The organism is Myxococcus faecalis (assembly GCF_050039385.1).
Classification (GTDB): Bacteria; Myxococcota; Myxococcia; order Myxococcales; family Myxococcaceae; genus Myxococcus; species Myxococcus fulvus.
Genome location: NZ_CP144336.1, coordinates 9,735,665 through 9,749,049 on the forward strand (window position 1 = coordinate 9,735,665; position 13,385 = coordinate 9,749,049).

Annotated in this window: 12 protein-coding genes; 5 read left to right on the forward strand and 7 right to left on the reverse strand. The window is 70.2% G+C overall.

Annotated elements, in window-relative coordinates; translation table 11 throughout:
- Positions 1–252: 252 nt before the first annotated feature.
- The 5 genes from VZQ01_RS39150 to VZQ01_RS39170 form a co-directional block, all read right to left on the reverse strand.
- Positions 253–789 carry a hypothetical protein gene (locus VZQ01_RS39150; RefSeq protein ID WP_426749025.1) on the reverse strand — a complete coding sequence of 179 codons (537 nt, stop codon included), beginning with the start codon at positions 787–789 and terminating at the stop codon, positions 253–255.
- A gap of 95 nt (positions 790–884) precedes the next feature.
- On the reverse strand, positions 885–2,015 hold the full coding sequence (locus VZQ01_RS39155) for a DNA repair protein RecN (protein ID WP_426746173.1): 1,131 nt from the start codon (positions 2,013–2,015) through the stop codon (positions 885–887).
- A gap of 35 nt (positions 2,016–2,050) precedes the next feature.
- Positions 2,051–3,136 (reverse strand): hypothetical protein, encoded by a 1,086-nt coding sequence (locus VZQ01_RS39160; protein ID WP_426746174.1) that lies wholly within the window; start codon positions 3,134–3,136, stop codon positions 2,051–2,053.
- Positions 3,133–4,383 carry a glycosyltransferase family 2 protein gene (locus VZQ01_RS39165; RefSeq protein WP_426746175.1) on the reverse strand — a complete coding sequence of 417 codons (1,251 nt, stop codon included), beginning with the start codon at positions 4,381–4,383 and terminating at the stop codon, positions 3,133–3,135. Before VZQ01_RS39165 ends, VZQ01_RS39160 begins: the two co-directional genes overlap by 4 nt.
- A gap of 239 nt (positions 4,384–4,622) precedes the next feature.
- Positions 4,623–5,837: a phosphatase domain-containing protein gene (locus tag VZQ01_RS39170; protein ID WP_426746176.1), complete on the reverse strand. Its 1,215-nt coding sequence runs from the start codon at positions 5,835–5,837 to the stop codon at positions 4,623–4,625.
- A gap of 83 nt (positions 5,838–5,920) precedes the next feature.
- On the opposite strand from VZQ01_RS39170, the gene VZQ01_RS39175 reads away from it, so the two are divergent.
- Complete coding sequence (locus tag VZQ01_RS39175) at positions 5,921–6,727, forward strand: 4'-phosphopantetheinyl transferase family protein (protein WP_223747393.1); 807 nt, start codon at positions 5,921–5,923, stop codon at positions 6,725–6,727.
- Here the strand turns inward: VZQ01_RS39175 and VZQ01_RS39180 are convergent.
- A complete protein-coding gene (locus VZQ01_RS39180) occupies positions 6,699–7,484 on the reverse strand; it encodes a thioesterase II family protein (protein WP_223747394.1) in 786 nt (261 codons plus the stop codon). The two genes, VZQ01_RS39175 and VZQ01_RS39180, sit on opposite strands and share 29 nt — an antisense overlap.
- Before the next feature lie 165 nt (positions 7,485–7,649).
- On the opposite strand from VZQ01_RS39180, the gene cysD reads away from it, so the two are divergent.
- The 3 genes from cysD to cysC are packed head-to-tail and all read left to right on the forward strand — an operon-like array spanning position 7,650 to position 10,370.
- Complete coding sequence (cysD, locus tag VZQ01_RS39185) at positions 7,650–8,555, forward strand: sulfate adenylyltransferase subunit CysD (RefSeq protein WP_141328026.1); 906 nt, start codon at positions 7,650–7,652, stop codon at positions 8,553–8,555.
- Positions 8,555–9,811, forward strand: coding sequence for a sulfate adenylyltransferase subunit 1 (locus VZQ01_RS39190; protein WP_223747395.1), 1,257 nt, complete (start codon positions 8,555–8,557; stop codon positions 9,809–9,811). The genes cysD and VZQ01_RS39190 overlap by 1 nt, the downstream gene beginning before the upstream one ends.
- A 7-nt stretch (positions 9,812–9,818) precedes the next feature.
- Positions 9,819–10,370, forward strand: coding sequence for an adenylyl-sulfate kinase (cysC, locus tag VZQ01_RS39195; RefSeq protein WP_046714122.1), 552 nt, complete (start codon positions 9,819–9,821; stop codon positions 10,368–10,370).
- A gap of 7 nt (positions 10,371–10,377) precedes the next feature.
- On the opposite strand, the gene VZQ01_RS39200 is transcribed toward cysC, so the two are convergent.
- On the reverse strand, positions 10,378–11,964 hold the full coding sequence (locus VZQ01_RS39200) for an MBL fold metallo-hydrolase (protein ID WP_141328022.1): 1,587 nt from the start codon (positions 11,962–11,964) through the stop codon (positions 10,378–10,380).
- Positions 11,965–12,180: 216 nt separating this feature from the next.
- Here VZQ01_RS39200 and VZQ01_RS39205 point away from each other — a divergent pair, with 216 nt between their 5' ends.
- Complete coding sequence (locus VZQ01_RS39205; protein ID WP_426746177.1) at positions 12,181–13,383, forward strand: aminotransferase-like domain-containing protein; 1,203 nt, start codon at positions 12,181–12,183, stop codon at positions 13,381–13,383.
- Positions 13,384–13,385 lie beyond the last annotated feature (2 nt).

Sequence of the window (13,385 nt, forward strand, 5' to 3'; positions counted from 1 at the left end):
AGCGTGAAACACAGGATTCACGGCTGGGTTGGCGGTTTTCGAGGCCGCGTGAAACACACGCTCGACGTGTCTGTCTGGGAGCTGGATCCAGATTCTGGAATCCGGACGAGCGTGTTTCTGCGGGGCCGCGCAGGTGCGACGGGTGGATGTCTTGGATTGCTGATTCCTGGCGAGAGAAATCACGCGTCGTGTCGACACTCGCAGCAGCGAAGCCGCTGGCACGCGTCGGCAGGGTCAAGCTCGACGCAGGGCCTACGGAGGTGGGACGCGGAGCTGGAGCGTCAGGCGCACGTTGTCGGAGCGGAGTCCCACCGGGCCGTCGAAGGAGAAGGCCTCGGCAGGCAGCGCTCCCTCCCACGCCAGGGTGTCATCGGCCCAGACGCGCAAGGTGGGGCGGGCGAGCTCGACGCGCAGCACGTGCTCCTCTCCCCACGCGGGGGCGCCGAGCGCGACACGGCGGGTGGGGCGCACGGTGACATAACCCGCGTTCCCGCAGTCGGCGCTGCGGTGCAGGTCCGGGTTGCGCTTGTAGTTGACGACGAGGCCAGGCTTCGGCGTGAAGCGCCACATCACATACACCACGTTGCAGCCATCCCGGGCGCGCAGCTTGAGGCCCACCTGCTGGCGCTGGGCTCCGGACTGCAACGCGCGCTGCTCCTCGGACGGAGCGTGGGGTGTGAAGCGCAGCTCGGCCCGCGAGGAGTCGGAGCCCGGGAGGATGGCTCGCAGCCGTGCGCCGTCCACGTCGAGCCGACCGTCGGGCCGCTGCCGGGTCGCTCCCTCCGTCACCTTCAGCAAGGGCTTGTCCGCCTTCCTGGGCGCGGCCGCGAGCGCCCCCGACCCCAGGCAGGCCGTGAGGAGCCAGGTGAGCGCGCGGGTCCGCCTCAGGGCTGGGTGTTCCCGAGGAACGAGGTGAGCGCCTCCACATGGGCCGTCAGGTAGGCCTGCTCGGCGCGAAGCCTCGCCAGCTCCAACAGGAGGTAGTCCCGGAAGCGGCGAATCTCTCGCGTCTGCAGCGCCTCCACGTCGCGCAACTGGCCCTCCAGGTCCGTCACCAGCGCGGAGACCTCGCGCAGCCGGGCCTCCTCCGTCCTGTGCCGGGAGCGCAGGTCCACCAACAGCTCGGAGACCTGCTGGTCCATCCCCTCCACGTCATGCAGCGTCGCGCGGCGGCGGCCGTCGCGCGCGCGGGCGTTCGCCTTGCCCTGCCACAGGTGGCCCAGATCGTACGTGAGCATGACCTGCCCGAAGAGCGGCACGTCCTGGTCCACGTCGAAGACCTCGTCGTACCCGCCGCGCACGCTGAGCTGCCAGGCGCGGGCTCGACGCAGGCCACCGGCGGCGGACTCCACCGCGTCATCGGCCGCCCGGAGCTCCTCCAGCAGCGTCTCCAGCCGCTGCCCCCGGGCGAAGGCGGGACGTGCGGCCAGCCGCTCCCGCGCCAGCGCCGTGTCCGTGCTCAGCGAGCGCAGGTGGTCCAGCCGCACCTGGACGGCGTTGAGCTCCTCGAGCGTCGCGCGGCCTTGCTTGAGGTCCTCGCGCAGCGCGGTGACGAGCGCCTCCGCGCGGGGCAGGGCGTCCTGGAGGACACGGGCACGGGCCTCCAGCGCCGAGTCCTCGCCCAGCCCCGAGCCCTGGCGCACCGCCGCCTGGAGCGACGAGAGCGCCTGGTAGCGTCGGCACTCCGCCGCCGCGCGCCGGTGGATGGTGCGTCCGCGGTACATGCCCACGAAGTCGTAGCTCAGGCCCGCGGTGACGCGCAGCTTGGGCTTGCCCAGGGCGGTGCCGCCCTCGGCCTCGCCGGTGTTCACCGCGCCGAAGCTCCCGAACACCTCCGGCGCCAGCTCCAGCGCGGCCTCCGCGTCACCCATCCCCTGGACCCAGTCGCAGTAGCCCGCGGAGCGCTCCTCCAAGCGAGCCTCCAGCGTGGTGGCCTCGGGCGTCGACTGGGCCCAGGAGACGGGAGTTCGCGCGGCGAGCAACAGCAGCGCGCCGCAAGTCAGGCTCTTCCGCATGGGACTTCTCCACCGTGTCGTCATGGGCGCGCGGCTCACAGCACCAGGGGCGCGCGGCCCAGGTGCAGCAGGTCCTCCCGGGCCGACGCGGCGTCCGTGAGCTTCAGCTCCACCATCACCCCGCGCAGCAGGTGCTGACGGATGGGGTGCTTGATGGAGACCTCGCCCTCCAGCACCCGCCCCACCACGCCCACCTCGCGGCACCAGACGACCTTCAGGGCGCAGGCGAACAGGGGCGCGCCCTCCGCCGCGTTGCCCAGGTTCTCGTACGGCACGAAGGCCACCGTCAGGTCCTTCTCGATGGCGCGCAGGTACGGCGACGCCTTGAGCGACGCGATGAGCGCCTCGTAGCGCTGGGCCACGTCGTCGAGCGCCTTCGCGTCGTGCTCCAGGCTGCGCAGCGTCGCCTCCGCGCGCGCCTGCTCCAGCATCGAGTGCGTGTACTCGCGCTCCAGCAGCAGCACGTCCGACGTCATCCCGTCCGGCGTGCCGTCCTGCACCGCCGTCAGCCCCGCGATTTCACGGTGGATGCCCTCCACCCGCGTCTCCAGGTCCACCGTCGTCTGCGCCAGCGACAGGTTGCTCTGCGCCAGCTGCGCCAGGTGGTGGTTGAGGGTGAGCTTGTCCTCTTGTTGCAGCAGCCGGGCGCCATACAGCGCATCCGTGCGCGCGCGGGACAGGCCGGCGTAGGCCCGGTTGGACTCGAGGATCTCCTTGCGCGCCTCCTGGTACTCGCGGCGCAGCGTGGACAGGCGCTTCGCCGTGCGGTCCTTGGAGGCGCGCTCTCCGCGCAGGGCGACCAGGAAGCGCTGCTGGAACGAGCGCTCCGCGGCCACGGTGCGCTGCGCGTCCGTCATCCGGTTCTCCACCGCGCGCTTCTCCGCGAGCACGTGGTCCCGCGACGACGTCTGCGCGGCGAGCTGGGTGTTGAGCGTGAGGATCTGCGGGTCGGTGGGCGATATCACCGTCGGCGTCGCCCAGGAGTGGCTCAAGAGGAAGAAGCCCTGCACCGACAGGAACGAGATGAGGGCCGTGAGGATGAGTCCCAGCAACACCGAGCCCATCATCTTGTAGAGCGACACGGCCACGGCGTTGATGCGATTGGCGACGCGTTGGTTCATGGAGAGCCCTCACCAGCGGGGTCGGTCGGAAGCTCGCCGCGGTTGGCCACGGGACCGGGCGCCGGCACGGCGCTGGGACTGCCCCGCGTCTCCCAGCTGCCGGAGTCCAGCGTCAGCAGCGCCAGCGGCGTGAAGAGCGCGTACGTCACCGGCATCAGCAGGGCCATGGGCAGGAAGCACGCTCCATGCACCCGCCGCTCCTCCGGCAGGTGCCGCGTCTCCAGCCGGTAGATGATTCCCAGCAGGCCGATGACCAGGAAGTGGAACGCGAGGATGTCCAGGAACTCCCCCGTCAGGACGTTGTGGACGATGACGACGGGGTAGGCGAGCAGCAGCGCGAGCTGCGACACGTAGTGGATGGTGATGACCGGGTGCAGCCGCCACGCGTGGGACAGGCCGCCCAGCAGGTCCACCAGGTTGGAGCGCCGCCAGCGCAGCTGCTGGGAGAAGTAGCCCGCGAGCGTCGCTGGCGCGGCGGTGAAGCAGAACGCGTCCAGCGTGTAGACCGTCTCGTAGTCGTGCTTGACGATCTGCCGCGTGAGGAAGCGGTCCTCGCCGTACTTGATGGGCACGCCCGCGATGGCGCGCGCCTCCAGGATGGGCTCCAGCTCCAGCAGCACGTCGCGGCGGTACGCGGTGAGGCAGCCCGACAGGCACATCACCTGACGGAAGCTGCGCTCCAGGTCCTTGAGCCACTGCTGGGCGAAGTGGAACTTGATCTCCACCATGCGCGTCAGCCAGTTCTGGTGGCGGTTCGTCACGTAGGTGCGGCCGCCCACCGCGGCGATGCGCGAGTGCGTGAAGCGGCGCACCAGGTGGCGCACGGCGGCGCGGTCCACGATGACGTCCGAGTCCACCGAGACGATGATCTCCGCGTCCACCGCGGCCTTCACGCCCCGGTTGATGCCCTTGCGCTTGCCCAGGTTCTCCGGGTTGCGCATCACGAGCACGTTGGGGTGGCCCTCGGCGGCCTTCATCGCCCACGCGTAGCTGTCATCCTTGGAGCAGTCGTCCACCACGACGATCTGCAGGAGCTCGCGGGGATAGTCCTGCTCCAGCAGGCTGCGGACGGCCTGGAAGATGCCCTGGCCCTCGTTGAAGAGGGGGATGACGATGGCGACGCGCGGCCGGTACGACTCGTCCACCTGGTCGATGCTCCGGCCCCGCACGCGGCGCAGGAACGGCCCCAGGATGTAGCGGTTCATCAGCACGACGATGAACAGCAGGTGGATGGGAAAGAGCTCCATCAGACCCCGCCCCCCATCACGCCACCCTCCCTCGCCACGGGGGCGCTCCGCCCCTCGGCCCCCATGAGGGAGCGGTGGGAAAGTTGGCGATGCGGGGGCCCGCGCCAACTGCCCCCAGGGACGGTGGAAGGGGATTGCCCACCGGAGCGAGCGCGCGCCCCAGCGGCCGTCCGGAACACGTCAGCCGGCCCGCCCCCGCGCCGAGGGGAGCTTCCGCCAGCCGACGCTCCTTGGGGACGTCAGTGCGCCGCGGGCGGGGAGGGCGACGTCAAGGCATCCGCGCGTTGCAGGTCGCGCAACAGCTCCGTCTTGCGTGCGTCACGCTGGGCCGCGGAGGTGAAGGCGATGCCCTCCATGGACTCACGCGCCGCCAGCGCCACGCGGGCCAGGCCGTCCCGGGAGATGAGGCCCACCGCGAATGCGTCCACCGCCGCGCCCACGTAGGTGTCGAAGAAGTGGATGCGCTTGTCGAGCCACGCCCGCCGCGTCGTCTCCGGGGTGTCCACCACGTCATGGATGAAGACGGCGTGCACGGCCTCCGGCGCGTGCTGGAGCATCTTGTCTCCGAACTCCACGTCGCCCTGGCCGCTGTCGCCCACGAAGACGAAGCTGTACTCGGGGAAGCAGCGCACGTAGCGCAGGAAGTTGTCGAACTTCTTCGCGGCGATGCGCGAGTTGCCCAGCAGGTGCGTGAGGCTGCCGGACAGCACCACGTGCGGCGGAACGCCGTGCTTGCGCAGGCTGTCGAACGTCAGGTTCTCCACCGCGCCCAGCGGGTCCATGGGGCGCGCGGTGACGAAGGTGAGGTCGCCCTCGCGTCCGGGGATGATGCCCGGCCCCCGGTCCAGCTCCGCGTAGAAGGCGAGCACGCCCGGGTACACCGTCTTGGGCGGGTACCGGCTGTCCTTGAGGTTGGCGTAGAAGGTGTCGTCGATGTCGCTGAGCACCTTGCTCTCGCCGCTGGGCGCCAGGCGGGCCTCGTGCTGGATGTGGCCGAGGATCTCCTCGCGCAGCGCCACGTTGTCCACGTCGTCGAAGAGCAGCTTCTCCAGGTCCTGGTGGTTGTTGCCGGCGTCGAGCAGGTTCTTGAACGCCGTCAGCTCGCGGCCCCGCACGCCGAGGAACAAATCCTTGATGCACTGCTCGGCGGTGTAGGGCGTGCCGCCCCTCTGGATGGCCGTCACCAGGCTGGCGCGCACGGGCAGCGCCAGCTCCTGCGCCCGCTCCCGGCACAGCAGCTTCATGAGGAGGGTGTGGTGGTCCGGGCCGAAGACGCGGTCGTCCAGATCGCCCAGGAGCGACTCCAGGTCGACGTTGGCCAACAGGTAGTTCAGCTCGGCGGGCGTCGCGTCACCGAGCAGGTCCAGGATGCGGCGCTCCTCGCTGGCGTCGGTGTGACCGGCCATGAGCGTGCGCAGGGTCTCCAGCTTCTTCGTCGCGGCGCGTGGATCCATGTGGCTCCCCCCGTCCGGCGCGAGGCCGGCCTGGAACCTGGGGAGCCTACGCGGGGGTGGGGTGGGCGTGGTAGAGCAGGCGCATGTCGACTGTCGCGCCGCTGGAACTGGGTCCGGACGAAGTCCACGTGTGGATTGTCGAGCCCGAGCGCATCCTGGAGCGGCACCTCCTGGACGCGTACTGGGGCCTGTTGGACTCGGCCGAGCGCGAGAAGCAGCAGCGCTTCCGCTTCGAGCGCCACCAGAAGCAGTACCTGGTGAGTCACGCGCTGGTGCGCCTGACGCTGTCGCGCTACGCGCCGGTGCCGCCCACGGCGTGGAGCTTCTCGACCAACGCCTACGGGCGGCCGGAGATTCGCGGCGAGCACGGCGCCCGGCTGCGCTTCAACCTGTCCCACACCGACGGCATGGCGCTGGTGGCGGTGGGGCTGGACGCGGAGCTGGGCGCGGACGTGGAGGACGCGGAGCGCAAGGGCGAGACGGTGGAGATCGCCGACAGCTTCTTCGCCGCGCCCGAGGTCGCCGCGCTCAAGGCCCTGCCCGAGGGCGAGCAGCGCGGCCGCTTCTTCGAGTACTGGACGCTCAAGGAGTCCTACATCAAGGCCCGGGGCGCGGGCCTGTCCCTGCCGCTGGACCAGTTCGCCTTCCACCTGGAGGCGGGCAAGGAGCCGCGCATCTCGTTCGATGCGCGGATGAAGGACACGCCCCAGACCTGGCGCTTCATGCAGCTGCGGCCCTCGGCGCGTCACCAGGCCGCGGTGGCGATGCGCCGGCCGTGGGACCAGCCGTTCCGTGTGCGCTGGCAGTTCACCGTCCCGCTGGCGTCGGATGCGCCGCCCCGGTTCGAGGCGGCGCGGGGCCTCACGCCGGGGTCGACATCCACCGGGTGAGGTCCTCGCCCAGCGCGGCGAGCAGCGCGGCCTGCTGCGCGCGCAGGAAGAAGTGCCCGCCGTCGAAGTGACGGATGCGGAAGTCCGGGCTGCGCGTCTCCTCGCGCCACGTCTCCAGCCGGGCGAGCGACACGTGCTTGTCCGTGGTGCCGCCCATGACCGAGATGGGCACGTCGAGCTTCACGGGGGAGACGCCGTTCTCCCACCACGCGAGCGCGAAGTCCGCGCGCAGCGTGGGCACCAGCAGCTCCAGGAGCTCGCGGTGCTGGAGGATCTCCTCCGGCGTGCCGTCGTAGCGGCGCAGCTCCTCGATGAACTGCTCCTGCGGCAGGTGGTGGATGGGCTTGCGGTCCGACTCGCGCGGGGCGCCGGACGCGGCCAGCACCAGCCCGCGGGGCATGGGGCCGTTGCGCGCCTGCAGCCGCCGGGTGAGCTCCAGGGAGATGCGCGAGCCCATGCTGTAGCCGAAGAAGGCGAAGGGCTTGTCGAGCAGCGGCGCCAGCACCGGCAGCAGCGTGTCCACCAGCGCGGGCAGGCTGTCGAAGGGCTTCTCCATCAACCGCCGCTCGCGGCCGGGCAGCTGCACCGCGCACAGCTCCACGCCCGGTGGCAGGCCACCCTGCCAGCCGCTGTAGATGGAGGCGCTGCCGCCCGCGAAGGGCAGGGCGAACAGCCTCAGCCGAGCGTCCGGCAGGGGCTTGCGGGAAGGAAACCAGCGTTCGGGAGCGTTCGGATTCGAGGTGGGCGCACTGGGCATGGCGGTACGGTTCTGTCGCACAGCCGAGGAAAACGGGTCAAGCCCTGGCAACTTCGAGCCCGCTGCAGACTTCCACCCCGCGTACATGCCTGACTTGTTACGCGCGTATTTCGTGAATGAGTGGGCTGGCAGGACTCCGTGTGAGGCGTGCTAGCGTTTTCTCCCGTGAGCTACGAGCTTTCGCACCTGGACGCCCTCGAGGCGGAGTCGGTGTTCATCCTCCGGGAGGTGGTCGCCGAGCTGGACAGCCCGGTGCTGCTGTTCTCCGGCGGCAAGGACTCCGCGGTGATGCTGCACCTGGCGGTGAAGGCCTTCGCGCCCGCGCCGCTGCCTTTCCCCCTCATGCACGTGGACACCGGGCACAACTTCCCGGAGGTGCTCGCGTACCGGGACGCGCGCGTGGCCGAGCTGGGCGCGAGGCTGCTGGTGGCGTCCGTGCAGGAGGCCATCGACGCCGGGCGGGTGGCGGAGGAGAAGGGGCCCCGCGCCTCGCGCAACCGGGCGCAGACGGTGCCGCTCCTGGAGGCCATCGAGAAGCACCGCTTCAACGCCGTGTTCGGCGGCGCGCGCCGGGACGAGGAGAAGGCGCGCGCGAAGGAGCGGGTGTTCTCCTTCCGCGACGAGTTCGGCCAGTGGGACCCCAAGCACCAGCGCCCGGAGCTGTGGAGCCTGTACAACGGCCGCCACCGCCGGGGTGAGCACCTGCGCGTCTTCCCGCTGTCCAACTGGACGGAGCTGGACGTGTGGCAGTACATCGCCCGCGAAGGTGTGGCGCTGCCCTCCATCTACTTCAGCCACCGGCGCGAGGTGTTCCGTCGGGACGGCATGTTGATGGCGTGGTCCCCGTACCTGCCGCTGCTCCCGGGCGAGGAGGTGACGACGGCGGCGGTGCGCTTCCGCACGGTGGGCGACATGACGTGCACCGCGTGCGTGGAGTCGGAGGCGGTGAAGGTGGAGGACGTCATCTCGGAGATCGCCGCCTCGCGCGTCACGGAGCGGGGCGCGAGCCGCGCGGACGACAAGTTCAGCGAGACGGCGATGGAAGACCGCAAGCGCGAGGGGTACTTCTAGTGGAACTGCTACGCTTCGCGACCGCGGGCTCCGTCGACGACGGCAAGAGCACCCTCATCGGCAGGCTGCTCCACGACACGCGCTCGATTCTCGAGGACCAGCTGGCCGCGGTGGAGCGCACCAGCCGCGCGCGCGGGGACGAGTACGTCAACCTGGCGCTGCTGTTGGACGGGCTCAAGGCCGAGCGCGAGCAGGGCATCACCATCGACGTGGCGTACCGCTACTTCGCCACGGCGAGCCGCAAGTTCATCATCGCGGACACGCCCGGGCACCTGCAGTACACGCGCAACATGGTGACGGGGGCGTCCACGGCGGACCTGGCGCTCATCCTGGTGGACGCGCGCAAGGGCGTGCTGGAGCAGACGCGGCGCCACGCGTTCCTCGCGTCGCTCCTGCGCGTGCCGCACCTGGTGCTGTGCGTGAACAAGATGGACCTGGTGGGCTTCGACGCGGCCGTCTTCGAGGCCATCCGCGAGGAGTTCCGCCAGTTCTCCATGAAGCTGGACGTGACGGACCTGACGTTCATCCCCATCTCCGCGCTGGGCGGGGACAACGTGGTGACGCGCTCGGAGAAGATGCCCTGGTATCAGGGGCCGACGCTGTTGCACCACCTGGAGAACGTGCACATCGCGTCGGACCGCAACCTCATCCACGTGCGCTTCCCCGTGCAGACGGTCATCCGGCCCATGTCGTCGAGGTTCCCGGACTACCGCGCGTACGCGGGGCAGGTGCTGGGCGGGGTGCTCAAGCCCGGCGACGAGCTGATGGCGCTGCCCTCCGGGTTCACCACGCGCATCCGCTCGCTGGACCTGGCGGGGCGGGAGGTGGCGCAGGCGTTCCCGCCCATGTCCGTGAATGTGTCGCTGGCGGACGAGCTGGACATCAGCCGGGGCGACCTGCTGTGCCGTCCGGGCAACCCGCCGCACGTGGGGCAGGACCTGGACGCGATGGTGTGCTGGCTGGCGGAGGGCGTGTCGCTGCAGACGGGCTCGCGGCTGGCGCTCAAGCACACCACGCGCTCGGTGCGCGCGCAGGTGAAGCAGCTGCACTACCGGCTGGACATCAACACGCTCAGCCGCGACGAGCAGAGTCCCCGGCTGGCGCTCAACGAGATTGGCCGGGTGACGCTGCGCACCACGGCACCGTTGTTCTTCGACGCGTACCGCGACAACCGGCACACGGGCAGCTTCATCCTCATCGACGAAGCGACGAACGCGACGGTGGGGGCCGGGATGATCAACGGCCCCGCCGTGTGAGGTGTGCATGAACCGGCGGGGCTTCATCCTCTGGCTGACGGGCATGTCGGGCGCGGGCAAGAGCACGCTGTCGCGGGCGCTGCGCGAGCGGCTCTCCCCCGAGCGCGCGGTGGAGGTGCTGGACGGCGACGAGGTGCGCACGTGGCTGACGCGGGGCCTGGGCTTCTCGCGCGAGGACCGCGAGGAGAACGCGCGGCGCATCGGCCATGTGGCGCGGCTGCTCGCCCGGCACGGCGTGGGCGTCATCGTCGCGGCCATCTCCCCGTACCAGCGCTCTCGCGCGGAGGTGCGCGCGCTGGCGGCGGAGGCCCAGGTGGACTTCGTGGAGGTCTACATCGAGGCGCCCCTGGACGCGCTCATCACCCGCGACGTGAAGGGGCTCTACAAGAAGGCGCTGGCGGGGGAGCTGCCGCACTTCACCGGCGTCTCGGACCCCTACGAGGCCCCGGAGTCGCCGGACGTCACGGTCCGCTCGGCGACGGAGCCGGTGGAGGCGGGGGTGGAGCGCGTGCTGGACGCGCTCCGGGCGCGGGGCCACCTGTCACCCCGCGCCGCGTGAGCGCTCGCTAGAGCACGCGCTCCATGCGCACGTACGGGCGCTCGGCCTGGATGCCCTTGGCGCGGCAGTGCTCCAGGTACTTGTTGGACTCGATGAGCTGGGGCGCCGTCTCGTCGTAGACGAGGATCATCACGTGGCGCAGCCAGGGCTCCTGACCCATGGCGTAGACGTAGACCTCCTTGGGCGTCAGGTAGTTGGAGATCTCCGACGCGCGGGCGCAGTCGGAGCCGTTGAGGCGCCGGGCCTGGTCCATCTTCCGGGGCAGCGGGTTGGTGAGCAGCGGGCCGTACATCCAGCTCATCGGGCCGCCCTCGCACTCCATGCCGAGGAAGAGGATGTCGATGGGCCCGATGATTTCGCGCAGGTGCTGGTACATCCGCGGCTCGAGCGCGTTGGAGTCCGCCGCCATCAGGATGGACTTGCCGCCCAGCCGCACCAGGTGCGCCGTCTTCGCCTGGATGGCCAGGTCACTGTGCTCGCCGATGAAGGGCAGGCCGGTGATGGAGCCGCCGGGGATTTGAATCTCCTGCAGGTCGTCGATCTCCACCACGTTCTTGAAGCCCGTGGCCTGGAGCATCAGCCGCAGCGAGGGGTCCGCCAGCGAGTTGCCGTTGTTGCGCGGGACGATGATGGTGCCCACGCGGTGACGCAGCTGGATGAGCGTCTCCATCATCAGGTGGTCGGCGTGTCCGTGGGTGATGACCACGTAGTCCACGTGCTCGGGCAGGTCCGCGTGGGTGTAGCGCGGCAGGTCCGTGGGGAACTCGTAGCTGATGACGGGGTCGGTGAGGATGCTCACCTCCTTGGTCTCCAGCAGCACGCAGGCATGGCCGAAGTAGCGCACGCGCACGCCCTCGCCGTCATAGCGGGCGGCCTTGCGCGGCACCACGTCGGTGAACAGGTCCGCGAACGCGGCGGCGGCCTTGGACGGCACGCCGAGCATCTCCGCCACCTGGCCCGGGGAGCCCGGCGTGTGGCGCATGCGGAACAGCGCGTCCAGGCCCTCGTGACGGAAGGGCACGTTGAGCCAGATGGGCGTGTCCTCCTCCAGGCGCGGCGTGCTGAAGATGTACGGGCGCCAGTCGCCGTCCACCTGGGACAGCGTCACGCTCTGCGAGGACTCCTGGTAGAAGCGGCTCTTGTAGAGCAGGGGCTCGATGAAGCGGGCGCTGGCGCGGTTGCTCAGGTCGTACGTGAGCTCCACGTAGCCGCGCAGCAGGTCGGGCACCTTGGCGTAGAGCGCCTCGAGCGAGCCGCCGTTGTTGGGCGCGAGCAGCTGCTCCAGCTCGCCCACCGCCTTGGTGTAGGCGAGCATGTGGGCCTGCTCCTTCTGCGTGCGCTCCAGGAGCTCCTTCACGCGAGGGGCCTTGGCCGTGGGGTGGTTGATGAAGGGGCCGCCCATCAACATGGGGTTCTTCAGCGCGGCCACGTGCACGTCCGGGTTCGCGACGAAGGACTGCATCAGCTTCTGGTGCAGGTTCGTGACGAACAGGGGCGCGGTGGCCGGCGAGAGCAGGTACCACCACGCGTACCACTGGTTGTACAGCGGCTCGATCGCCACGTTGGGCTTGAGGTACATCGGTCGGTCCAGCATCGGTTCTCCAGGCGAGCTTCGATTATCGAGGAGGGCTCGGAGACTGGGAAGCCCCAGGTGACGGCTGGCCGCCCGCCGAGCGCGAGTGGGGCTCCAGGCCCACGCGGGGTGCGTCTTCCGGGTGTGGCTTCCTGCTCGCTCGGCTTTCCCGTGCGCTACGATTGCGGCGGAGTTTCAAGAGTGCGCAGGTTTTGCGCGTCATCACGTGGAGACATCGTGAAGGCTCCGTCGAGTGTGGCCGAGTTGCCGGTGGCGTCGTGGGCGCGAGGGCTGGGGCCGTCCGCCATCCAGGACATGTTGCAGAAGATCACGCGGCCGGGGGTGTACTCGCTGGCCCTGGGGTTGCCGGCGGCGGAGCTGTTCCCGACGGAGGGGATGGCGGAGGCGGCGGCGCGGGTGCTGGCGGAGGAGGGGCAGGCGTTGCAGTACTCGGCGACGCTGGAGCCGTTGCGCGAGCAGGTGGCGGCGCTGATGGCGAAGCGGGGCGTGAGGTGCTCGCCGGAGCAGGTGTTCCTGACGACGGGGGCGCAGCAGGGGATGAACCTGCTCGCGCGGCTCTTGTTGGAGCCGGGGCGCAGCGTGTTGTTGGAGGACCGGGTGTATTCGGGGTTCCAGCAGGTGCTCGCGCCCTACGACGTGCGTCGGGTTCCGGTGCGGCGGGATGCACGCGCGGGGTTGGACCTGGATGGGATGGAGGCGCTGCTCGCGGCGGGTGAGCGGCCGGCGCTGTTCTACACGATGAGCGACGGGCACAACCCGCTGGGGACGAGCCTCGCGCGGGAGGCTCGGGAGCGGCTGGCGGGGCTGGCGCGCGAGTACCGGATGCCGGTCATCGAGGATGACGCGTATGGGTTCCTGCACTACGAGGAGGGCGGGGCGCTCGCGCCGGTGAAGGCGTGGGAGTCGGAGTGGGTGTTCTACGTCGGTTCGTTCTCGAAGATCCTCGCGCCGGCGCTGCGGGTGGGCTGGGTGGTGGTGCCGGAGTGGATGGTGTTCCGGCTGGCGACGGTGAAGGAGGCGAGCGACATCGACACGACAACCTTCCCGCAGCGGATGGTGCTGGCGTTCCTCCAGTCGGGGCACTTGGAGGGGCATCTGGAGACGCTGCGGCGGGAGTATCGGCTGCGGCGGGACACGTTGCTGAAGGCGCTGGAGACGCAACTGCCCGAGGGGGCGACGTGGACGACGCCCACGAGCGGGATGTTCGTCTGGGTGGAGCTGCCCGAGGGGATGGACAGCACGGTGTTGCTGTCACGCGCGCTGGAGACGCAGCAGGTGGCGTACCTGCCGGGACAGGCCTTCGCGGTGAGCGGTGGACGCTCGGCGTCGCATGGCCTGCGGTTGAACTTCTCCGCCTGCGCGCCGGAGCGGATCACCGAGGCGGTGCGCAGGTTGGGTGAGGTGCTGCGGGCGGGGTGAGC

Excerpts from the sequence above, each read along its gene's own strand:
- VZQ01_RS39160 (WP_426746174.1), bottom strand. The coding sequence starts at position 3,136 with ATGAACCAACGCGTCGCCAATCGCATCAACGCCGTGGCCGTGTCGCTC.
- VZQ01_RS39175 (WP_223747393.1), top strand. The coding sequence starts at position 5,921 with ATGTCGACTGTCGCGCCGCTGGAACTGGGTCCGGACGAAGTCCACGTG.
- VZQ01_RS39200 (WP_141328022.1), bottom strand. The coding sequence starts at position 11,964 with ATGCTGGACCGACCGATGTACCTCAAGCCCAACGTGGCGATCGAGCCG.
- VZQ01_RS39165 (WP_426746175.1), bottom strand. The coding sequence starts at position 4,383 with ATGGAGCTCTTTCCCATCCACCTGCTGTTCATCGTCGTGCTGATGAAC.
- VZQ01_RS39170 (WP_426746176.1), bottom strand. The coding sequence starts at position 5,837 with ATGGATCCACGCGCCGCGACGAAGAAGCTGGAGACCCTGCGCACGCTC.
- VZQ01_RS39155 (WP_426746173.1), bottom strand. The coding sequence starts at position 2,015 with ATGCGGAAGAGCCTGACTTGCGGCGCGCTGCTGTTGCTCGCCGCGCGA.
- VZQ01_RS39180 (WP_223747394.1), bottom strand. The coding sequence starts at position 7,484 with ATGCCCAGTGCGCCCACCTCGAATCCGAACGCTCCCGAACGCTGGTTT.
- cysC (WP_046714122.1), top strand. The coding sequence starts at position 9,819 with ATGAACCGGCGGGGCTTCATCCTCTGGCTGACGGGCATGTCGGGCGCG.